This window comes from Streptomyces chartreusis NRRL 3882 (assembly GCF_900236475.1).
GTDB classification, from domain to species: domain Bacteria; phylum Actinomycetota; class Actinomycetes; order Streptomycetales; family Streptomycetaceae; genus Streptomyces; species Streptomyces chartreusis_D.
The window spans coordinates 87000-107869 of sequence record NZ_LT963352.1; the positions used below are offsets into that span (position 1 = coordinate 87000).

The 20870-nt window shown below is 67.8% G+C and carries 14 protein-coding genes and 4 pseudogenes; 12 read left to right on the forward strand and 6 right to left on the reverse strand.

Annotated elements, in window-relative coordinates; all coding sequences use genetic code 11:
* Positions 1-1428 precede the first annotated feature (1428 nt).
* Both SCNRRL3882_RS00360 and SCNRRL3882_RS00365 read left to right on the forward strand, forming a co-directional pair.
* Positions 1429-1548: pseudogene (locus SCNRRL3882_RS00360) on the forward strand (helicase associated domain-containing protein); the annotation flags it as partial.
* A 449-nt stretch (positions 1549-1997) separates the two neighbouring features.
* Positions 1998-3306, forward strand: a pseudogene (locus SCNRRL3882_RS00365) (IS701 family transposase).
* A 179-nt stretch (positions 3307-3485) separates the two neighbouring features.
* Here the strand turns inward: SCNRRL3882_RS00365 and SCNRRL3882_RS00370 are convergent.
* From SCNRRL3882_RS00370 to SCNRRL3882_RS41440, 3 genes and pseudogenes are all read right to left on the reverse strand, one after another.
* Positions 3486-3710 (reverse strand): hypothetical protein, encoded by a 225-nt coding sequence (locus SCNRRL3882_RS00370; protein WP_010042638.1) that lies wholly within the window; start codon positions 3708-3710, stop codon positions 3486-3488.
* The gene (locus SCNRRL3882_RS00375; RefSeq protein ID WP_420031200.1) at positions 3707-4222 is read right to left on the reverse strand and encodes an RNA polymerase sigma factor; all 516 of its coding nucleotides are present in this window, start codon (positions 4220-4222) and stop codon (positions 3707-3709) included. The genes SCNRRL3882_RS00370 and SCNRRL3882_RS00375 overlap by 4 nt, the downstream gene beginning before the upstream one ends.
* 6 nt (positions 4223-4228) lie before the next feature.
* Positions 4229-4540, reverse strand: a pseudogene (locus SCNRRL3882_RS41440) (WhiB family transcriptional regulator); the annotation flags it as partial.
* A 533-nt stretch (positions 4541-5073) separates the two neighbouring features.
* On the opposite strand from SCNRRL3882_RS41440, the gene SCNRRL3882_RS00380 reads away from it, so the two are divergent.
* The 5 genes from SCNRRL3882_RS00380 to SCNRRL3882_RS00400 all read left to right on the forward strand — a co-directional run bounded on the left by SCNRRL3882_RS00380 (position 5074) and on the right by SCNRRL3882_RS00400 (position 13915).
* Positions 5074-5976 (forward strand): hypothetical protein, encoded by a 903-nt coding sequence (locus SCNRRL3882_RS00380; RefSeq protein ID WP_010042635.1) that lies wholly within the window; start codon positions 5074-5076, stop codon positions 5974-5976.
* 439 nt (positions 5977-6415) lie between these two features.
* Positions 6416-7174 (forward strand): TnsA-like heteromeric transposase endonuclease subunit, encoded by a 759-nt coding sequence (locus tag SCNRRL3882_RS00385; RefSeq protein WP_078602882.1) that lies wholly within the window; start codon positions 6416-6418, stop codon positions 7172-7174.
* 62 nt (positions 7175-7236) lie between these two features.
* On the forward strand, positions 7237-9333 hold the full coding sequence (locus SCNRRL3882_RS00390; RefSeq protein WP_237556713.1) for a Mu transposase C-terminal domain-containing protein: 2097 nt from the start codon (positions 7237-7239) through the stop codon (positions 9331-9333).
* Positions 9327-10385, forward strand: a complete 1059-nt coding sequence (locus SCNRRL3882_RS00395) for a TniB family NTP-binding protein (RefSeq protein ID WP_010042632.1) — start codon at positions 9327-9329, stop codon at positions 10383-10385. The genes SCNRRL3882_RS00390 and SCNRRL3882_RS00395 overlap by 7 nt, the downstream gene beginning before the upstream one ends.
* A gap of 17 nt (positions 10386-10402) precedes the next feature.
* Positions 10403-13915, forward strand: a complete 3513-nt coding sequence (locus SCNRRL3882_RS00400) for a Helicase associated domain protein (RefSeq protein WP_158688431.1) — start codon at positions 10403-10405, stop codon at positions 13913-13915.
* 10 nt (positions 13916-13925) lie between these two features.
* Here the strand turns inward: SCNRRL3882_RS00400 and SCNRRL3882_RS40615 are convergent, their stop codons facing one another.
* Positions 13926-14318, reverse strand: a complete 393-nt coding sequence (locus SCNRRL3882_RS40615) for a hypothetical protein (protein ID WP_158688430.1) — start codon at positions 14316-14318, stop codon at positions 13926-13928.
* A gap of 422 nt (positions 14319-14740) precedes the next feature.
* Between SCNRRL3882_RS40615 and SCNRRL3882_RS42515 the strand changes: the two are divergent.
* A pseudogene (locus SCNRRL3882_RS42515) lies at positions 14741-15055 on the forward strand (RNA-binding domain-containing protein); the annotation flags it as partial.
* A 53-nt stretch (positions 15056-15108) separates the two neighbouring features.
* Here the strand turns inward: SCNRRL3882_RS42515 and SCNRRL3882_RS41445 are convergent.
* Positions 15109-15735, reverse strand: a complete 627-nt coding sequence (locus tag SCNRRL3882_RS41445; protein WP_231911017.1) for a hypothetical protein — start codon at positions 15733-15735, stop codon at positions 15109-15111.
* Positions 15736-16232: 497 nt separating this feature from the next.
* Here SCNRRL3882_RS41445 and SCNRRL3882_RS42520 point away from each other — a divergent pair, with 497 nt between their 5' ends.
* Together SCNRRL3882_RS42520 and SCNRRL3882_RS40620 are read left to right on the forward strand one after the other, a co-directional pair.
* A complete protein-coding gene (locus SCNRRL3882_RS42520) occupies positions 16233-17045 on the forward strand; it encodes a sigma-70 family RNA polymerase sigma factor (RefSeq protein ID WP_010042626.1) in 813 nt (270 codons plus the stop codon).
* A 38-nt stretch (positions 17046-17083) separates the two neighbouring features.
* Positions 17084-17233: a hypothetical protein gene (locus tag SCNRRL3882_RS40620; protein ID WP_158688429.1), complete on the forward strand. Its 150-nt coding sequence runs from the start codon at positions 17084-17086 to the stop codon at positions 17231-17233.
* A gap of 355 nt (positions 17234-17588) precedes the next feature.
* On the opposite strand, the gene SCNRRL3882_RS00425 is transcribed toward SCNRRL3882_RS40620, so the two are convergent.
* Positions 17589-18581, reverse strand: coding sequence for a hypothetical protein (locus SCNRRL3882_RS00425; RefSeq protein ID WP_231911026.1), 993 nt, complete (start codon positions 18579-18581; stop codon positions 17589-17591).
* Between the two features lie 202 nt (positions 18582-18783).
* Here SCNRRL3882_RS00425 and SCNRRL3882_RS00430 point away from each other — a divergent pair, with 202 nt between their 5' ends.
* Positions 18784-19752, forward strand: coding sequence for a hypothetical protein (locus SCNRRL3882_RS00430; protein ID WP_010042618.1), 969 nt, complete (start codon positions 18784-18786; stop codon positions 19750-19752).
* A gap of 115 nt (positions 19753-19867) precedes the next feature.
* Positions 19868-20137: a hypothetical protein gene (locus SCNRRL3882_RS00435; RefSeq protein ID WP_040903498.1), complete on the forward strand. Its 270-nt coding sequence runs from the start codon at positions 19868-19870 to the stop codon at positions 20135-20137.
* Positions 20138-20870 lie beyond the last annotated feature (733 nt).

A 20870-nucleotide genomic window follows, 5' to 3' on the forward strand; every position in this document is an offset into this window, starting at 1 on the left:
GGGGAGAGCCCGCACGAGCGGGGGTGACTCCGCGGCCCTGTTCAGCTTGCTGCACCAGCCGCCGTACCGCCCGCGTGAGCGGGACCGACTCGCACTCCAGCGCGGATGCGGCGGGGGTGATCAAGCAAAGCCTGCACAAGCCGGAGTGACTCGATCTGGCGCACGTCGTGATGGTTGTGATGGACGCAGAGCCCGTGCGAGCGGGAGTGACTCGTGCAGTAGTGCCGACTCTGCCGCGGCCTCGGTGTATCGCCCGCGTGAGCGGGAGTGACCCGGACCCGGACCGAACCGGCGCACCGAACGGCGTCTGTGGGCGCCGTGGAACCCGCGCAAGTGGGAACGCCTCGACGCTGCCCTGTGAAAGTCGATCGGCTTACGCTGAAGTTACCGCGAGCGGGAGTGAGCCGTGACGATCCAGTCTGCCGTTGATCAGGTCGGCATTGCGCCCGCGCGAGTGGGAGTGACTCGACGCTAGTGTCGATCCGGGTGGCCGACGGCCTGGAGAGTCCGTGTGGCTCACTGCAAGCCACAGGAAACACTGGCCGGATCAGGGCCCGCGTGAGCGGGGGTGACTCGACCGCCCTGGCCGAACGCCTCCGTTACTTCCTGTGGAGCCGCGGGAGCGGGATTGAGTCGGTCTTGGAGGGCTCGGCGTTCAGAGCGCGGCCGGAGGGAACCGACGCTGAGATCGATCCGGCCGGCCGGCGGCTTGGCGAGCCCCAACCGGGAGTGCATCGACGATGTACTCTGAGTTCTTCGCTGATGAGGTGGGTCTACGCAAGCGGGACTAATCGGAATGTTCAAAACCTGGCCGGCGAAACCCGCTCCGTATCAACTGCGTAGATGACAGGACTCCTACGCTGCCGACGATACCTAGGTCCATCTCTGCTCGTGCAAGCGGGAGTGACTCGACCTTGCCCCGGTCGACGACGATTGCCCGGGGTGAAGCCCGCGCGAGCGGGAGTGAACCGGCCACCGTGGCGGCCTTCCCGGCGACCTCGAGGCAGAGGCCGCGCGGGGTGGGGGGTGACTCGGCGGGAGTTCCGTGCCCCGGTGTGCACGGGTACTCCACCCCGCGCGAGCGGGGGTGACTCGAGAGGCACCTGCTTTGGGCCCTGTACCCGTGACTCGGCCCCGCGCGAGCGGGGGTGACATATCGTCAGCTGACCCAGATGCAGCACACGCGAGCCCAGTCGGCATGGAAGTGTGTGAAGACCATCTCGCCACGCCTTCAGAGTGAAACAGCAGGTCACAGCTCTCTTCGTATTGTGATTCTCAGTGGGCCGAACTGGCGATTCTCAGATGCCTGAACCGACAGTTCTCATGTTGCGTCTGAAGCAATCCCATGATGCCCCCCAGCTAGCGGGCCATGGACATCACCCAGACGACATCTTCATGAGAATCGCGCATGGCACGGAAGTGAGAGTCAGCACGGAACCGGTGCCCGTAAAGCTCGGTGTATGGGTCTCCAACACCAAGCAGAGGCGCGACAAGCTCACCCAGGACCAGCTGGACGCACTACGGGAGCTCGGCATGAAGTGGGCATAACACTGTCGGCGGGTCGTGGCGCCGACCTGTATGAGACGCCCGTTCGCACATAGCCCCCGGGCTGCCATAGCAGCGCCCAGGGGCTTGGGGCTGTTATCGCCGGCAGGCAGTTCCGCATCGAAGAACTTGATCACTGAGGTTGACCAACCTGAGGGCGTGCAAAGCTTTGATGCGCGAGTAGTGGGTTCGGAGACGCCGTATGCGCCGGGGTGGCGCCCGAAGATGCGCGGACTGGGATCGCTGGTCTTGGGAAGTATCAGGTCGACCACGAAAGTCGCGTTCGACTGTGGTTCCGACAGGCTTAGTGCCTGTTTCTGAATCCGGTGACAGCAGGTCAAGGGCCGCTAGTACTCCAGTGTGACTTCGCGATCTTGGGTCAGACCCGCGTGAGAACTGGAACGGCCACCGCGTGATCATCAAGGGTTGTGTGGACTCATGACGATCGTGCGATGGCCGCAGGTCACAGCATAGACGGCGCCCGATGGCGGGCGATGTTCGAGCAGGCCATGGCGCGGATTGCGGGCCGGTTCAGCCGAGTTGAACCCCGGGCTACCGCCCGCGCCTACCTGCTCGGACTGCTGTCGCATGCCGAGCGGAAGAACTGCTGGCAGCCGGCCGAACAGGCAGGCCATGCGCGGCCGGGCCCGATGCAGCGGCTGCTGCGCTGCGCCCGCTGGGACGCCGACGCCGTCCGCGACGACATCCGCGCCTACGCCGTCGAACACCTCGGCGCCCAGGGCGCGGTGCTGATCGTGGACGAGACCGGCTTCGTGAAGAAGGGCCGGGCCTCGGCGGGCGTGCAGCGCCAGTACACCGGCACCGCCGGGCGCATCGAGAACTCCCAGGTCGGCGTCTTCCTCGCCTATGCCACCAGCCGGGGGCGGACGCTGATCGACCGCAGGCTCTACCTGCCCGAACAGTCCTGGTGCTCCGATCCCGGACGCCGCCAGGCGGCCGGGATACCCGAGACTGTGCAGTTCCAGACCAAGCCCCGCCTGGCCTGGGAGATGATCGCCGCCGCGCTGGACGCCGGGGTGGAGGCACCGTGGGTGACCGGCGACGAAGCCTACGGGCAGGACCCTCAGCTTCGTGCCGCCCTGGAGGCACGCGGGACCGGCTACGTGATGGCCGTCGCCTGCTCCACCCGGGTACGGATCAACTCAGGCCGCACCACCATGCGCGCGGACACCGTCGCCGAACGCCTGCCCGCCAGCGCCTGGCAGCGGCACAGCGCAGGCAACGGCGCGAAGGGCCCGCGCTACTACGACTGGGCCTGGATCCACATCGGCACCGACGGACACCGCCACCTGCTCGTCCGCCGCAACCGCACTACTGGTGAACTTGCCTTCTACCTGTGCTGGTCACCCACCGAGGTGACGCTGGCGGAGCTGGTCCGCGTGGCTGGCGTCCGCTGGAGCGTGGAGGAGTGCTTCCAGGCCGCCAAGGGCCAGGTCGGACTCGATCACTACCAGGTCCGCAACTGGACCTCGTGGCACCGCCACATCACACTCGCCATGCTCGCCCTGGCCTTCCTGACCGCCCTCGCCGCCGACGCAGCCCCCGACCGGCCCATCGATCCCCACCACCCCGCCCGCGGCAGCGACCCGATCACGCTGACCGTCCCCGAAATCCGCCGCCTACTCGTCGTCGCGCTCAACCCCCGGCCGTGCCAGCGGCCAGGCTCCTGCACTGGTCCACATGGCTCCGACGCCACCAAGCAACAGCCCGCCGCAGCCACTACCGACAACGGTCAACTGACCAACTCACTGGATAGATCACGAAACCGCACTGGAGTACTAGTCCGGTATAAGAGCTTTGTGTAAGCGTTCGGGGAACGGTCACCGTGACCGTTCCCCGAACGGGATCCGCTGCGGCTGATGTGGCGAGATTGAAGGAAGCTGGGCCATGGCGGCGGTCCGTTTGCGAAGCTCTCGCTGTTAAGCAGTGCGATGCCACTTGAGCAAAGGCTGAGGCCAAGAGGCGTCTTCAGAGTCATCCGTTGCCAGCCGCTCCAGCGATTCCGCCAGCTTCTGCTCGACGTCGACCGACTCGTCAAGAAGCCGCTGGGTCTCTGCCTTCCCCGCCTGCAGGAAGCGGTCGAGTCGGGCCGCAGTCTCTTCGTCGAGGTCTGGCTCGTCATTCCAGGATGTCTCAGCGCTCACTGCGTACCTCCCTCGTCCTCCTCAAGCATGCGCGCCAGGTTGAGGCGCGCCCGTCGCAGGTTCTGCCGTACGTTCACTGCCGGCATCCGCAGAGCTTCCGCCGTCTCGGATGGCGAGCAGCCGTCAATTTGGAATGCCATCACCATACGCTGGAGGGGCGGCAGACGCCGGAGAAGCTGGTTCATGTCCGTCTTCTCGACTACGTCAGCACTATGGTCGACGACACCTTCCTCTGGAACTGAATCGGTTAGCTCGTCTGGTCTGACGCGGCGCACGGCTCTTAACCACATCCTGGAGGCCGTCGTTCGCAGCCATGGCTTGGGCCGGGCCACCTCGTACCACTTCTTCGCGAGCTCTTCGAGCGCACTCTGCGCCGCATCCTCCGCATCGTGCTTGGAGGCACCTGCGTTGATGAGCAATCCCACCAAGGGTTTGATCTGCTCCTTGTAGACGGACAGGAAGGCCAGCTCGTCCTCCGGGCGCCTCCACTTCAAGCCCGAGACCCTGCGCACCGGTTCGACTGTGTCGTCGTCCAGGGTCAGGGTGCCCACCCCTCGCTCGTACTCCGTTCGGGCTGTCTCCAGCAGCCGCCGCCACGAGGTCACCGTGGGAAGCCTACGAAGCAGCGCACGGCGTTCCCGCGCCGTCATGCCTCCCCACACACCGAATTTGACACGGTTGTCCAGCGCATCGGCCAGACACTCAGTGCGTACAGGGCATCCTGTGCACACGGCCTTGGCCCTGTTCTGTGCGGCCTCAGCCACGAACAGCTCATCCGGATCGGTTGTACGGCAGGCAGCCTGAGCAGACCAGTCAGTCACCCATCCCACGCGGCCCCCCTTCACGTTCCACGGACCGCCCGATTTCGATGGTCACCCTGTTCGCGCGATCAACGAGGCGGCTGCCCCGAGGAAGCTCACGCACCAAGTCACGGCGTAGCGACCCGCGAATCTTCTCCACCTGGACCACCCCCCTCGCACGGATCCAAACCCGCAGCACCCCCACCAGGCACCCCGCCACAGTGACGCCTGCTGCAATCACATACTCCGGCATCGCCCCATGCTCCGTTCGCTGGTCCGCTGAAGTCGTCATAGAGGAGTGCCATCCAGAGGGCTCAGGCGTGACGTCGCCCGTCGACTTTTTTTGGTCGGCCGCGGCGGGCCGTCCGGCGACGCGAATCCGTTTCGCGCTGTCCTGGTACGCCCACAGCTGACGGCGGGTGCGGAACTCGCGCATGCGGCCGGCCTTTGTCGAGCGCCTCGACGCGCACCGGCTTGGGCCAGTCGGGTGGGAGCTGGTGCGGTAGTGGGAGATGGCGCCGGAGTCCAGGCGGGTTCAGAAACAGGCACTTAGAGTCCAGCCCATGCATGCGGAAAAGCTCAAGCTCTCCTCTCAGAGGTGGATGACAGCGGCGCTCACGGCGTTCGCTCAGGGGGCCGACTCCCACGACTTCGCCGTTCACCACGCAGGGATCGCAGCCGAACACCTTCTCAAGGCCTACCTCTCGTCACTTCACCCGGCGCTGATAGTCGAAGCCAAGGACTTCGACTCGCTGCTCCACGCCACTGGTCACGGCACGCACGCGTCCGCTCCGGCAAGCCGTGCGAAGACCATCGGCCTGGTCGAAGCACACGCCCGAGTGCACAAGATCCTTCGCAAGCAGATCCCGGTCGACCAGCGGGCCCTGCTGCCGGTTGCGAATGCCCGCAACGGCGTCGCGCACAGCGGCCTCCATGACATCGCCGAGGTCCAGACCGTATTCACCACCTGCCTTCGACTGATCGATCCGTTGCTCACCGAGTTGGAGATCGACCCGGAGGTCTACTGGGGGAGCTATGTCTCGCTGCACGACAGGCTGATCGAGGAGCAGGTCAAGGCCGTCCGAATCCAGTTGGAGGGCAAGCTCGCTAGGGCGCGAACTCTCTTCGCGCAGCGCTACGGGCACTTGGCAGCGAAGGAGCGTGAGATCGTCCTGGCGACGATCACGCGGCAGTCGCCGAGATACATGGAGCACGACGAAGAGAGGCCCTGTCCGGCCTGCGGCTCGAAGGGCTGGCTCATGGGCGACACCCATATCGACGAGACGAACGAGCCCGTCGTGGTCTTCACGCCCTACGTCTTCGCCTGCTCCGCCTGCGACCTTGATGTCGAGAACGAGGAACTCTGGGATCTCGGAGACTTTGCTGAGGAGGTCGTCCTCGATGTGACCGTGGACGAGTTCTATGTGAATTGGGAGCCCGACGAGGACCTCTACAGAGACAGGTGACCTGCCCCGCCCTCCGCGTCTCCGTTGACGTCGGGCGCGGCCGGGGATGGCCAGCTGCGTGGAATGGTGCCCCAGGGCTCTGTCAGGGCGATGCCGGTCGCCGGGTCGCCGTACGGGGACGTACAGGCCCCCAGTCGGCGTCACCGGCTGAGCCACTGACCGACCCAAGCATCGGTGGTCCCCAGTCGGGCAAGCAAACCGCCCAGGAGTCGGACGGTCACAGCGGTACCTCCATCCGGCAGGACCCTCTCCCCCCCTCCCCGGCCGCATACCAGCGATCATCGACATCACTGTGCTCGACTCACTCCCCGCAACGGCGCGGCGAGACGGCGGGCAGGCGGGCGCCCAGCGCACGGTACGACTACAGAGCCAGGTCCGGGACGCCACGGCGCATGCCGTGTGGCCATTACCTGATGGGATGCTCATCGGTTGAAGGTGCATGTGGCAGCAAGGCTCCTCGGCGCACCCGGCGGTCGCTGATCCCTGTAACTACAGCGCCCGTTTCCTGGATCCGTACGGGAAAGAACAGCGGATGCCGTGGGGCGAGGCCGCTCGTGTCGTTCGTCTGGAGGACTGCGGTGCGGTACGTCCGTTTCCCTTGCGATCTGGCCGTCGTTTCGCGCCGGGCTGGTGGTGGTCGGCTACCACCGGGCGGCTGGTGCACTACGGGTCGGGTGTCATGCGCACTCAGGTGATGCTGCTGGACCGTGATCCTTCGGTCATGGCGATGACATGCCGCCCTGTAGAGCTGTCCTGGCGGGGATCTGAGGGGACCGTGGTGTCGCATGCGCCGCATCTGATGGCACGGTTCAGCGACGGCGGCGGTCTGCTGCTCGACTGTGCCGGACGAGGGGAGATCTCTCCCCGGCTCGCGCACCGTGCTGCCGTCATGGCAGCGGTGGGATGGCAGTACAGAGTGGCGTCGCCTCCAGAACCGGTTGTCGCTGCCAACCTGGGCTGGCTGTCGGGATACCGGCACCCCCGCTACCGGGACACCGCGATCGTGGAGGAGGCGATACGGGCATTTGCCCGTCCTCGGCCGCTGATCGAAGGGGCACGTGACCTCGGGGACACCATCAGGGTTCTCCCGGCCCTCTTCCATGCCCTATGGACCGGGGCGCTGTCAGCCCCGCTGAACGAGCCCTTGCATGAACGGGTGACCGTGACAGCAGGCCCGGGCGAGTGGGCGTCTGCGTGACGGCGGCAGTACTCGAGGTGGGGAGCCAGGTGCGGTTCGAGGATCGCTCCTGGACGGTGGTGATGCTCGAAGGAGCGCGTGCCAGGCTGGTCGACTCGGACAACTCCCCGGCAACGGTGCTGGTGAACTATCTGTTCGCTGCTCCTGACTTCGAACTCGTAGGAGCGCCCCGCCCCGAGGTGCCTCCGTTCGGGCTCCTGGAGGAACTGCCTGTTCAGGCACGCGAGCGGGCTGAGGCCTGGGAGCGGCACGTGCGCGAGGTGGAGACCGGCCTTCCGGTGCCGGGGCAGGGCGGTGTTCCGCGGGCGGAGTTCGATCCGGCGCAGCGGACTGTGGCGGAACGGGAGGAGGCCAAGGCAGCGGAGTTGACCGCGGCGGGGCAGCCGACGAGTGCGGTGACCGTGCGGCGGATGCGGGCCCGTTACCGCGAGAAGGGGCTGTGGGGGCTGGTCGACCAGCGCACGGCGCGTAGGCGTTCTGTGGTGGGACGGGCCGATGAGCGTGTGGTCGCTGCGATCACTCAGGTGCTGGAGGCACAGCGGGAACGCTCCACTGGCACGCTGAGCCGGCTGCGGCGCATGGTCGGGTGGATTCTGGAGGAAACCCATGGGCCCGGCGCGGTGCAGTTGCCGCCGGTGACGACGTTCAACCGGCTGGTGCACGCGCTCGCCGACGGCCATGGGCTGCTGGGGTCGGCGGCACAGCAGCGGCGGCGCACGTCGCGGCCGGCGCCTCCCTTCACCCCGACCGTGGCGCTGCGACCGGGTGAGCTGGTGATGCTGGACAGTACGCCGCTGGATGTGCTGGTGGTGCTCGCCGACGGGGTGACGGGGTCGGTCGAGTTGTCGATCGCGTTGGACGTGGCAACGCGCAGTATCTGTGCCGCGGTCGTGCGGCCGGTGGGCACGAGATCGGTGGATGCGGCAGTGCTGCTGGCGCAGATGGTCACGCCCATGCGGATGCGCCCGGGGTGGGATTCGGCGCTGGCGATGTCTCGGTCAGTCATCCCCTATGAGCGGTTGGTGTCGTTGGATGCGCGGCTGGAAGGGGCAGCGGCCCGGCCGGTGATCATGCCGGAGACGGTGGTGGTCGACCAAGGTGCGGTGTTTGTCTCCCGTTCCTTCATTGCCGCGTGCGAGAGCCTGGGGGTGTCCGTTCAGCCGGCGCCGCCGGCCAATGGCCCGGCCAAGGGCCATGTGGAGCGGACGTTCCGCAGCATTGGGGACCGGTTTTCCCAGTACGTGGCCGGCTACAGCGGCTCGGATGTCACCCGGCGCGGCACGCACGTTGAGGACGAGGCGTGCTGGACGCTTGCGCAGGTGCAGGACCTGCTGGATGAGTGGCTGGTCACCGACTGGCAGCACCGCCCGCACGCGTCGCTGCGCCATCCGCTGGCACCGAAGCTCGCCCTGTCGCCGAACGAGATGTGGGGCGCGCTCGTGGGAGTCACCGGCTATGTCCCGGTGCCGCTGAGCGCGGACGATTACATCGAGCTCATGCCCGTCAAGCGGGTGGCCATCAACGACTACGGCATCCGCTTCGACTACCGCACCTACGACCACAAGGTCCTCAATGCGCATCGCGGGGACCGGTCGGGCGCGCCGGACGGTAGATGGGAGGTGCACCACAACCCCTACGACCCCAATCAGATCTGGGTGCGGCTGCCCACCGGGTGGGAAGAGGTGCCGTGGATCCACCGCGGCTGTATCAGCCTGCCCTTCACCGACTTCACCTGGCAGCACGTCCGTGCCGCAGTCGAGCGCCGCGGCGACCGCGTCGAGCACGAGCGGCAGCTGGCCCAGGCCCTGGACCGCCTCCTGCGGCGTGCGAGCAACGGTGCCGGGACTCGCCGCGAGCAGACGGTGGCGGCGCGCGCCAGCGCCGCAGCGTCCCTGGCCCGACCAGCCTCGCCGCAGGCGGTCCCGGACCCTGTGGCGGCTCCGACCCTCTCCTACAGCCTGGTGGGCGCCTTCGCCCCGATCGAGGAAGAGGATCAGCAAGGGGAGGCAGGGTTCGAGGACGGCTGGGACGAGGACGACGACCTGCCCGGCCCCGCTGACGCCGATGAGCATGCCGGAGACGAACGGCCGGACTCCCCCGCTCAAGTTCCGCGCCCTTCCCGGATCTATGACGCCTACCAGGAAGCAGCACAGTGGTGACAGACGCGCCTGCCGACAGCACCCTTCACGACGGAGCGAGGGCCGCGGCGTACGCGCCGCCGACCACGCGAGACGGCTGGCAGCAGTTCGTCGCCGCTCCCCCGCTGCAGCCCCATCCGGCCGCCGACGAGGACTGGTCGCTGGAGGAACGGCTGGATTACCACTCCCGGTTCGTGGTGCTGACCACCCCGGCCATGGAACGCATCTCCCTGTCGCTGCGGCGTCTGATGCTCCTCAACCGCCGCCAGCAGGGCACCGCACGCCGCGGCCTGATCGTCTCCGGGCCGCCCACCACAGGCAAGACCACCACCCTGCTGGAAATGGGCCGCACCTTCGAACTCGCCGAGCAGCGCCGGCACCCCGGCAGCACGGACCGCCTGCCCGTGGTCTTCCTGGCCGTGCCACCGGCCTCCACACCCAAGATGCTGGTCAGCGAGTTCGCCCGGTTCCTCGGCATCCCCATCGCCACCCGCATGAACCAGGCCCAGATCACCGACGCCGTCTGCCACCTGCTGTGCCTCCTGGAGACGAAGCTGGTCCTCGTGGACGACGTCCACCTGCTCGACACCCGCACCCGGTCCGGCGCGGAGACCTCCGACCAGATGAAACACCTCGGCGAGCGCATCCCCGCCACCTTCGTTTACGCCGGCGTCGACGTCGAAGCCTCTCCCCTGCTGACCGGGCCGCGCGGCGCCCAGCTAGCCGGCCGCTTCACCCTGATCCGCAACACCGCGCTGCCCTGCGCCACCGAAGAGCAACGCGAGATCTGGCGTTCTCTGGTCACCGACATGGAGCAAGCCCTGCGCCTGCGCCACCACACCCCGCACACCCTGGCGCGGCACTCCGACTACCTCCACCAGCGCACCGGCGGCGTCATGGGCAGCCTCTCTCACCTCATCCGCGAAGCCGCCCTGACCGCCCTGCTCGACGGCAGTGAGAAGATCACCAAGAAGCTCCTGGCCGGCATCCAGCTCGACATCCGCGCGGAACAGCAAGCCCGCCCGCCCCGAAAACGCCTCCCGCGCCCGCGCAGCCACAACGCGGGATCCTGACGGAGGCCGGAGCAGCGGTGACGAAGACCCCCAGCGGGCAGCAGGCGCAGCTCTTTGAGCGAGAGCAGCCCGAACTCTCCGGGCACGCAGGGGCTTTGGGTGCGGTGCGGGTAGCGCCGCTGCGCGGTGAGACGACGCTGTCGTACATGAGCCGGGTTGCCTCCCGCTACCGGCTCACGGCCAAAGAACTCATCGGCGCGCTCGTGGACGTGGGACGGCGTCCCAACCTCTTCACCGTGCGGCCCGACGGCGAAGTCGTCTTCAACACCGAGGCCCGGGTGGTGGTCGCCGCCTTCTGCCGCATGCCCGAAGAACACCTGCTCCGTGCCCTACCGGCCTGGGGCCGGGAGGTTCCCTCGAGCAGGCTGGAAAGCGGTCCGGCCGCCTGGGTCCGCACCTCAGCCACGATCCCGCCGACCGGCCCCGGCTGCCGGGCCTGCACCGCGACCGCATCACAGGGCCGGGAAGAAGCACGCCGCTACCTCCTGCCGCACGCACGGGTCTGCGTCAAGCACCAGTGCTGGATGCTCGAAGCCCCCGTCGTCGACGGAGCGACGGCGGGCCCCGGGCAGCTGGACGTGCGGCACGTGCCGCAGATCGCAACGGCCCAGCGTCGTCATGCACGGCTGCTGCGGCGCAGCCCGCACGCCGGCGAAGCGTTCGCTGTGGCGCAGGCGGTTACAGCGTCGTGGTGGGACGAGGCCTGGCCGGAAGAGACCCTCTGGCCCGACCGGCTGCGGTCGATGGCTTTGGGTGACGGCCTCGTATGGCGTGGAGCGGCGCGGGATGCGGTGACCTATCCGGAAGCCGTCACGCTGGCCGCGGCCCTGGCCGATGCGGGTGTGCAGCAGCAACTGCTCGACGAGGCGGGCCGGCATCAACCGCACTCGCTCGCCGATGTCCCCCGCCTCACCGGCGAACTGGCCCGGCGTCTCGAGCGGCCGTGGATCGCCGGCCGCCTCGCTGCGGTCACGACAGGGCCGCTGAACGCCTGGGTACGCGCCTGCGTCCGCAGCCAAGCCGGACACAATCCGAAGACGCGGAGCATGTGGCGCATCTCCCCGCCCCACCGGCCCACCCCGGTTTCCCAGCTCCTGGCCGACAGCAGTGACCGGGGCGAGACACCCGTGCAGCCCGAGCCTGCGTCGCTCCCAGACAGCGCCGAAGATGCTGCCCGGGGGTTCGCGCGTGGGCTGCGCCATGCTCGTACCTACGCCGCCGAGCACAGCCACCTGTGCGCGCCCAACACGGTGCAGATGGAAGGCTTCGCCGTCGGCCTGTGGCTCGCCAACCAGCGCGCCGCAGGACCTGAACTCGCTCCCGAACGCGCCGCCGCCCTCGACGCCCTCGACCCGTGGTGGAACCCGCCTTGGAACCTGTGGTGGCAGCGCATCTACCACCGCGCCAAGGCACTGGTGAAGGCCGGGCAGCCGCTCAAGCCCGAACACGGATTCCCCGGCACCACGGAGAACCTCGGCACCTGGCTCTACGAGCAGTGCACCAGCTACAGCAGCCTCCATCCCGGACAGCAGCGTCTCCTCGCCGACCTCGGCATCACGCCTGAACGCGCCCGCGACGTCATGCCCCGGCGCCGGGATCTCAAGGCAGCCCGGCGCACCGCCCTGGACCATGCCCGCGCCTACGCCGACGAGCACGGCCACCTGTGTGCTCCCACCTCCGCACGCCAGGACGGCTTCGCCATCGGCAAATGGCTGCACAGCCAGCGAGTGCGCGCCCGGCGCGGCCAACTCGACCCCGCACTCAACCAGGCGCTGACCGACATCGACTCCTCATGGAGCCCGCCCTGGCCCACCGACTGGCAGCGCGAGCACCACAACGCCCACGCCGCCGTCACGGCCGGCACCCTCCTCGACCCCGAAGCCGGATTCCGCAACTTCGACGACCGCACCGGGCAGTGGCTGTACGCCCAGTGCGTCAACTACACCGCCCTCCAGCCCGGCCAGCAGCACCTCCTGGCCCGCCTCGGCCTCACCAAGCCTGTCGCGGGCAGCGCCGTGCCCGCCCCGGCCACCCGGCATCCCGCCATGGAAACAGGGCTGCACTACGCCCGGGACTGGGCAGCCCAGCACGGCGCTCTCGACCTCCCCCGCACCGCCCGCCACCTAGGTTTTCCCCTCGGCCGCTGGCTCGCCACACAACGACACCAAGCCAACCTCCACCGCGACCTCTTCGACACCCCCTGGCCGCACGAGGAACACCTCGCCCGCATCGATCCGTACTGGAACCCGCCCTGGGGCATGAAATGGCAACGCCGCTACCAGGCCGCCCACACACAACTCACCCCCGGCCAAAACCTCGCCCCCCAGGAGGGCTTCCCCAACACACCGGACTGGACCGGACAGTGGCTGTACAGCCAGTGCGCCGTCTACGACGACCTCCACCCCCGCCAGCAGCAGCTCCTCGCCGACCTCGGCCTCACCGCCGAAGGCGCCCGCACCGCCCTACCCCGCCGCATCCCCCAAGCCGCAGCCTTCGCCGCCGGCCTCGCCCACGCCCGCGCCTGGGCCCAGGAGCACGGCAACCTCACCGTTGCCGAACCCGCCCGCCACGACGGCTACCGCCTCGGCACCTGGCTGCGCACCCAACGCCGCCGCGCCAGCCGCGGAAAACTGCCCGCCGACCGCATCAAAGCCCTGGAAGCCATCGATCCCCTCTGGAACCCGGCGGGAGGACTGCGCTGGCAGCAGGCCTACCTCACCGCCCGCACCCACACCACCGGCCGCTCCCTGGCCACCACCGCCGACCTCGACGCGCTCCCATCCGCGACAGCGAAATGGCTGTTCACCCAGTGCTCCAGTTACGCCAGCCTCCACCCCGAGCAGCAACAGCTGCTCGCCGAGACCGGCCTCACCAGCGAACGCGCCCGCGCTCTGGCACCACCACCGAAACCTCCCCGACCAGCCCGCCCAGCCCGCCCGCGGCTGAAGAACCCGCCCTGCGCCTTCGCGGCCGGCCTGCCCTACGCCCAAGCCTGGACCGCCCAGCACGGCAACCTCACCTCAGCCGACTACCGCACCGAACACGACGGCTTCCCCCTGGGATGGTGGCTGTACAAACAACGCCGAGCCGCCCACGCCCACGTGAAACGAACCGGCCGGCCCTGGCCCCACGATGCGCAACTCGCCGCCCTCGACCCGTGGTGGAACCCGCCCTGGCGAGCCACCTGGAACCACAGCTGGCACCAAGCCCACGCCCACCACAGCACCGCTCGGCCCTTCCCCAACCAGACCACCAAATGGATCCGCACCCAACAACGAACCTGGACTCAGCTCCACCCCCACCAACAACACCTGATGACCACCATCGGCATCCACGGGCCCACACCCCTGCACCGCTACAACAGCCGACCAGTGCACCTGACCAACCAACCAACGGAACTGATCAACACCCACGAGACCGCCCCAGAGCAGGAAACCCGCAGCTCACAAGCCCGCCCAGTCGGGGCCCGCAAGCAACGCCAAGCACCTCGCCAGCACACAGCACACCCTCGAACCCAACCAGCCAACTGATCAGCCCAGCTCAGCCCTCCGGCCACCGATCAGAAAGAACGAACCACGACATGCCCGCTTGAGACAGCGACGTATCCGTTCCTGGCGGCTGGGGTTCCAGAAGCCAGATCGCCTCGCCAGCGGCTTCGACAGCAGCCCGTAGCAGGCTGTAAGGGGCATAGGAGTGGATGACCTTTGCTTCAAAAAGCAGGGCTTGTACCGCGTGCAGATGGTCAACCGCGTGTGTAAAGCACTGGTAGGCGGCGCTGGACACCCTGAGTGTTGGGACCTTGGCGTCGTCTCCGCTGAGGCTGCTGCCCGGTTCCACCGCAGGGCTGGGCTCGCTGGTCGCTTTCTGCCATCCGTTGATCTGGCGCAGGGCATCAGCGACATGAGGCTGTACATGCGTGCGATCTTTGAGCATGGCCCATCGTCCCGTAGCGACGAGACCTTGGCCGCCGATTTATGCGGACGCAAGCTGCAGCTTCCTATGCAGGCACGCGCGGCTGGCCGCGTCACGCAAGCCGGGCGCGGCAAGTTCAGGCGGTGTTCTGGGCGTGCCTGCATCCGTGGAAGGTCGTCGAGGAAGGCGGTGACTGACGGTGCTCTTGCCCTGGTGCAGATAGCTGCGCTTCTGCTGCACGCTCCGGGGCCGATGGGAGCATGCGCACCGGTGGAGGAGGCTGACCGGCCCGCCCGCTTGGCTGGTTCGGCTCTGCAGCAGCTCCAGCCTGGCCGGGTAGTGCACGCGGCCGGTCCGCGCTTGGTTGTACGGGCGATCACCCGAAGTGGACGTCTGCTGGAAGGAACGCGCACCGGTGCTGGCAGGTCCGGGATACTTCGGGAATGCCAGAGTTGGATCTCGAAGCCGTACGGGCGGAGTTGCGCGCCCACAGCCCGGCGGCTCTCCTGGAGTTGCCCGAGGGGCAGTGGCTTGACGCCAAGGGGGCCCCGTACGAGCTGCGTAACCCTCACGGTGTCGAGGAACTCGCCAAGGACGTCGCGGCATTCGCCAACGGGGGCGGCGGCGTCATCGTCGTGGGGATCACCACGCGTCTGGAGCACGGGCGGGAGATCCTCGACAAGGTGAACTCGGTCGGCCGAGGGTCCGTCGATCTCGACCAGTGGCGCAAGCTGATCCGCCAGCACATCACCCCGGCACCGCGCGGGACAAGCGTGGAGTGGTCCGACGACCGGCAGGGCGCGTGCGTGGTCTACATCGACGTTCCTGCCCAGGATCCCGGATGCCTGTTCGTGGTGGCGGCGCCGGTCGGCAAGAAGGGCGCGCCGCGGACGGACACCGTCGCGGTGCCGGTCCGTGAGGCGGATGGCACGCACTGGTTGCCGAGCGTGGCGAGGCGGCGGGTGATCAGCTCCGCGACGACGTCCGCGCGGCTGGAGACGGCGATCAGGGCGCGCTGGGACAGGCCGTAGTCGAGCGCGGCCGCGGTGGCCGGGCCGGTGTCTCGCGTGCGAGACGTCTCGGTGCCGGCGGTGACCGCGCCGTGGATCGCGGCGAGGGAGCGGGCGACGTCCAGGAGCCGGTACGCCTGAGCGCGGCTGATGCCGAACTCCGCGTCGCAGTACGACTCCCAGCTGCTGTGCCCGAGCGGAAGCCAGACGCGGGCAACGTGCGCGTCGCGGACCCGGGCGGCGAGCACCGCCACGGAGCGCCGGACGTCGTCCATCGCCTCACGCAGCCCGGCCGTCATCTCCCGGGCGCGGGCCGCGGTGAGCGGCGGCCGCGCCGGTTCGGCGCCCTGCTCCTGGTCCTCGTCGTGCTCGCCCACGACTCCATCGTCCTCCGGGCCGGCGGGCGGCACCAGGGCGTGCGAAAGCACTGGCCCGAGCTTCACCTCTCGCCTCACAGCCTCTCTGCATGCGTTTTCACTTGGGAAGACGCCTGTGAGTCTCCCCAGGAGCAGACAGGGAGCGGCGGCTTACAGGGCGGTGCTGTCCAGGGCGCGGCGGTCTCCGGATATCCGTCCTGGTCTTGGTCGTACGGGCTCATGCCCCAGAAAAATTTTGGTTCAGGACGTCACGGGACGACCTTCCGCAGCGCACAGCTCTCCGACAGGACCTTCAGACAGATGGATCGGAGAGTGTGACGTGTCGGATGTAGTAGTAGCTGCCGCCGTGGTAGTGGTCGGGAACCTGTTGGCCTTCCTTGGTGCCTGGGTGCAGGTACGGGGGAAAGTTCAGTTGGAGCGTTCCCGACGCGAGGTGTACCGCGATGCCACGCGGCAGTTGCCCCCGGGCAGCCGGATCATTGAGAACCGGCACGGCACGACGATCGAGGTCGGCCTCCGGCCGGGCGAGGAAGGGAAGGAAACCGGCCGTGGCTGAGCCCGACGAGAGCGACTGGGAGGCGGAGTGGCAGCTGAATGCCGCATGCCGGTACGACGCCCGTGGCGATCAGGAGCACGAACGCCTCACGTCGATGTTCTGGGCGCACTCGCTGGCCGACGCCGCAGCGGTCAGGTCCTTGTGCAAGACGTGCTCTGTACGGTTCGACTGCGCCGAGCTCGCACTGAAATATGAGGAACCCTACGGCATCTGGGGTGGACTCACCGAGCAAGAACGGCGTCACCTGCTGCGGAGCCACCCTGGCGTGGAGGCCTGGAGGCACTTGCTTGAAACGGCGATTGCCGAGTACGACCTCGTTGCCGCCACCTTCGACCTCGACTTCGCCTCCCTCTTCGAAGAACAGTTCCACCGCATGGTGGGATTCCTCATCACGGCGGGTGCCCGCCGCCAAGATGCTGAGGATGCCGTGCAGATGGCGTTCGTCGAACTGGCCAGGCACTGGACGGAGGTCTGCGAACGTACTGGTTGGCTACGGCGCGTGGCACACCGCATGTGGTCCAAAGTTGTGTTCCAGAGCCGTGAACATCCCGTTGCTGATGTGGGTGGGGATGCTGTGGTTGCGCAAGGAGACGACGCGGATCTGGTCGAGCGACACAGAGTCCTTCAGCTGTTGAGCCGTCTGCCAGAGCAGCAGCGCGTCGTACTCGCATTCGCATACGACGGATGCACACCCTCTGAGACTGCCGCTGCCCTCGGGGTTCCGGCGGCGAACGTACGGCAGAACTTGAAGCGAGCCAGGACGGCCCTGGCGCGCCTCATCACTCAGGAAGGAATCGTTCCCTAATGGATGTAGCGGGCAGCGAACCCGAGTACACAGAGGCCATGGACCAAGCGGTGCGTGCCAGCCTTACAGAACTCCACGACGACCTGCGCTCCCGCGTGGATGCCGATGCACATCTGCGCCAGGTACGCGTATTGGCCGATCCTCGCGGCATCGCACTCGAGATCGGTCATGGTGCTTGTGTGCGCTGATTTGAAGGCAGGGTCCGTCAGCGGCGGGCGCATTGGCTCTGGTGACTTGATCGTCCTCCGGGCCGGTGAGCGTACGGAGGCGGGGTGCGAGCAGCTACCTCACCGCTCACTCCGTCTACCTGGGGAAAACGGGGTGTGAGACTCACAATCTCCGCGTCGTCGGGCAGATCCAGTCGCTGGCGCGGCCGAGGGAGCAAGACGTCCGGGCCGCCGGGCAGCAGGCCCCTGTTGCGTAGGAACCTGACGCGGCCGCGGCACCAGGAGGAACAGAACTCCCGGGGCCGGCGCCCGGACGCGGGGCAGGGCTGGGTGCACACCAGGCACTGGCCTGGGGCGGCGACGGGCGCCAGGCGCTTCAGCAGGTCACGCACCCGGTCTTCCTCCTCTTGCTCGTACGGTTCGACGTCAGCCGTGCAGTCCTCGAGCAGCTCGGTGAACGCGGCGCGGAAGGCGGGGATCTCGCGGCGGCAGGCTCCGAGCAGGTCCAGGTACTCCTCCACCAGATGGCGAGCGTGCCGGAGCGTGAGAGGTACAGGCCGACCCTGTCGATCCGGTACTGGTCGGCGGTGTCGAGCAGCAGGTAGCCAGCCAGCTGCCACGCTTCGGCCTGGCGGAGCGTGCGGGCGTACCGGGTGCTCTTGAAGTCGAGCAGCAGTCCGTCGACGGCGAGGTCGGCGTCCACGCTGATCTGGTCGGTGGGGAACGTGGGTGCCGGTGTGCAGTCCCTGGGCCGGGTACGGGCCCGCAGGGCGTCCAGCGGACCGTCGGCGGCCTTGTAGAGCTGGGCGACGACGTCGGCCACCATGTCGCGGTGCGGCAGCTGGAGTAGCCGGTCCAGGGTGAAGGCGCCGGGGTCTTCTCGGGCGGCAATGGCCAGCGGGGTGAAGGCGAACCCGATCGAGGTGCGGTAGTTGACCTGGTACCAGGCTGCGGCGATCAGCAGGCGGGCCAGGTCCTCTTCCTCATCATGGGCGCGGTCCATCGGGAGCTCTCGGTTGTCGAGCTGCAGACGCATGACCGTTTCCGGGAGGCGCTCGATGAGTTCTTCGCCCACGTCCCGCATCCGTTGCCGTGCGTCGGATTCGTAGGAGCCGGTGAGCAGGATGCCGAGGCGGGCGACGTGGTCGACTGGTTCGGCGGCGGTGAATGCCAGGCGGAGCCGGTAGTCGATTGCGGTGCCGACGTTGCCGGCCTCTGTGCCGACGCCTGGTCCTGGCATCAGGATCTGGCTGCTGTGGTCCCGAGCCCGGAAGCTTTTACGCAGCGGGTGGGCACCGGCCGACAGTTCACGGTCAAGGAACCGGCGCAGCGGGGTGCGTGGACAGTGAATCCCGGAGGTCAGGCTCATCAAGTCACCGCCTTGGGCAACAGGCGCCACCATGGCGCGGTTGAGTCGTGATGAACCGGAACGGTACGCAGCAGGACTGACAAACCGTCACCCGTAAGGATTAGCCGATCGTGTGGTCAGGGCGGGGGTGGGGCTGTCGAAGGGTGGGCTTCGCCCTGAAAATGCACCCCGCCCTGCCAGCGGCTGTCGGTACCGTCCGGTCATGGAATCGCCGGTCACGTTCGATCGTCTCTACGAAGGTGCCAAGCGCTTCGCGCGCCTGGCGATGGAAGCCCACGCCGAAGAGGACCAGGAGGTCTTCCTGTTACACGCTGGCGTCAGCGTCGAACGCCTGGCGAAGGCGGCACTGGTCCTTGTCCATCCCACCTTGCTCACCGAGGTGAACGGCAAGGACGACATGCTGCTGCACTTCGCGGGAGCGGTGTCTGAACCGCCGGCCCGGCTCAAGACCGTTGGCGCGTCGACAGCGATCGGTCGGCTGCGGAAGATGGACGTTCTCCCGCAGAAGCCCAAAAGCGAGGCTGCTGACCTCGATGGCCTGATCGAGCTGCGCAACGGTGTCGCTCACCTCGGTGCAGAGGACGTGGAGGACTACCTGGGAGTCCTCACGGCGACCGTGGACAAGCTCTTGCAGCACGTGAAGCGGGACCGCGAAGCCTTTTGGGAGTCGTGGTCGGACACGGTCCAGGTGATCCTCGACGACAGGGCAGACCGCTTGCAGAAGGCCGTCCGGCTGAGGATGGACCAGGCCCGGCACCGGTTCCGGACGCGCTTCGCTGACCTCCCGGACGGAGCGGTCGAGGGTGCCGCGCAGGCGGTGAGTGAGCGCGGGCTGATAGTGGTCGAGGTCGGTCCAGGAAAGGCGCTGTTCCAGACGCTGAGCCAGTGCCCCGCCTGCGACCGGGAAGCTGCCGCTCTGTTCCTGGCCGTGGGCGAGGACTCCCCGCTGTTCGACATGGAGCTGACGGCCGAAGGTCTCCTGTGCGGGCTGTGCGGGTTCCACCTCTCCAGCACTGATGAGGTCGAGGCCGCCGGCCTGCCGACCGTTGTCCGCTACTCCGTGGAGGACCTGACGCGCATCGTCGCCGAAGGCCCTGACCCTGCAGAACGCCTTGCCACACTCAAGCTCGCCCTGCCGACTGTGCGAACCCACGCCCACGACAGCTTCTAGAACGACGTGCTTGGCTCCCGGTAAGGCGCGCTACCTGCGGCACAGAGCCCTGTGACCTCACAGAGTGAGGCCGTGGTGTCAGTGGGGGCTCGCACAATGGAGTGCATGAATCGACGTGAGCGCACCCCCCGGCCAAGCCTCGCAGGCTCCCTCCCACCAGCAGGCACCGGCCGGACCCCACCCACCGCACAACCCGGCCCCGGGCAATGAAGGACCCCTGCTCGGCCTGCGCAGTGCCATCGTTTTGATGCTCGGTGTCCTCGTCGCCACCGGCGCCGGTGTACTGACCTACCTCGTCCAGCAAGACGCCGCCACCGCCGTCCTGGCCGGTGGCGCCGCCTTCGCCGGCGCCGTCCTCTTCTTCCACAAAATCATCGACCGCTAGAACACGCTGCGGGGCGGCGGCCCGAACCGGCCGCCGCAGCAGCCACGCAGGACGCATCCTCGTAAGAAGGCTGGGACTCAGAGTGATCAACTTTTCCACACCGCCTCACGCGGGCGTCCCGCGGCCCGCCGGAGTCTTCAGCGTCGCTCCCTTCGCCGGGGAGACGACGTCGTCACTGATATGCCGCCTGGCAACACGCTACGGACCGCAGACCAAGGCCCTGCGGTCCCACTGGAAGTGGCGCAACTACCGGCCCCAGCACGAAGGCGTGGGCGGCGCACGTGCCGACGCGGACGTCCTGCTGAACGCTGCGGGGCGTCAGGTCCTGGCAAGGCTGTGCGGCATCCAGGAAGAAACGCTGACCAGCACAAACACCAACCGAGCCTTTACGCGCTAGCGAAACCCACAACGAGCCCAGTCCCACTCAGCACACAACCCCAGCTCACACCCCGAACCACCCGCTAGAACCTCGCACCCCGCCGCTCTCAACGAACCCACAACACACCAGGCCAGCAAGCGCGCGATACACCAACAAACCCCCCTCCGAGCGTTACCACCCGCGGGACGCGGGGCGCGTCCATCCGGTTCTTGAAACGGTGCCCGACCGCGGCGTACGCGAGCGCCGCATTCGCAATGCATCAGCAGCAGCCGACACCCGCGCCACCTTTCACCGTGCTCCAGCGACCGGCGATTCGTCTGCGCTGCGCATCCCATGTGACTTACTCTAAGTGGG

Coding starts and splice junctions, on each gene's coding strand:
- SCNRRL3882_RS00380 (WP_010042635.1), top strand. CDS start 5,074: ATGCATGCGGAAAAGCTCAAGCTCTCCTCTCAGAGGTGGATGACAGCG.
- SCNRRL3882_RS00385 (WP_078602882.1), top strand. CDS start 6,416: ATGTGGCAGCAAGGCTCCTCGGCGCACCCGGCGGTCGCTGATCCCTGT.
- SCNRRL3882_RS00390 (WP_237556713.1), top strand. CDS start 7,237: ATGCTCGAAGGAGCGCGTGCCAGGCTGGTCGACTCGGACAACTCCCCG.
- SCNRRL3882_RS40615 (WP_158688430.1), bottom strand. CDS start 14,318: ATGCTCAAAGATCGCACGCATGTACAGCCTCATGTCGCTGATGCCCTG.
- SCNRRL3882_RS40620 (WP_158688429.1), top strand. CDS start 17,084: ATGGACCAAGCGGTGCGTGCCAGCCTTACAGAACTCCACGACGACCTG.
- SCNRRL3882_RS00425 (WP_231911026.1), bottom strand. CDS start 18,581: ATGAGCCTGACCTCCGGGATTCACTGTCCACGCACCCCGCTGCGCCGG.
- SCNRRL3882_RS00430 (WP_010042618.1), top strand. CDS start 18,784: ATGGAATCGCCGGTCACGTTCGATCGTCTCTACGAAGGTGCCAAGCGC.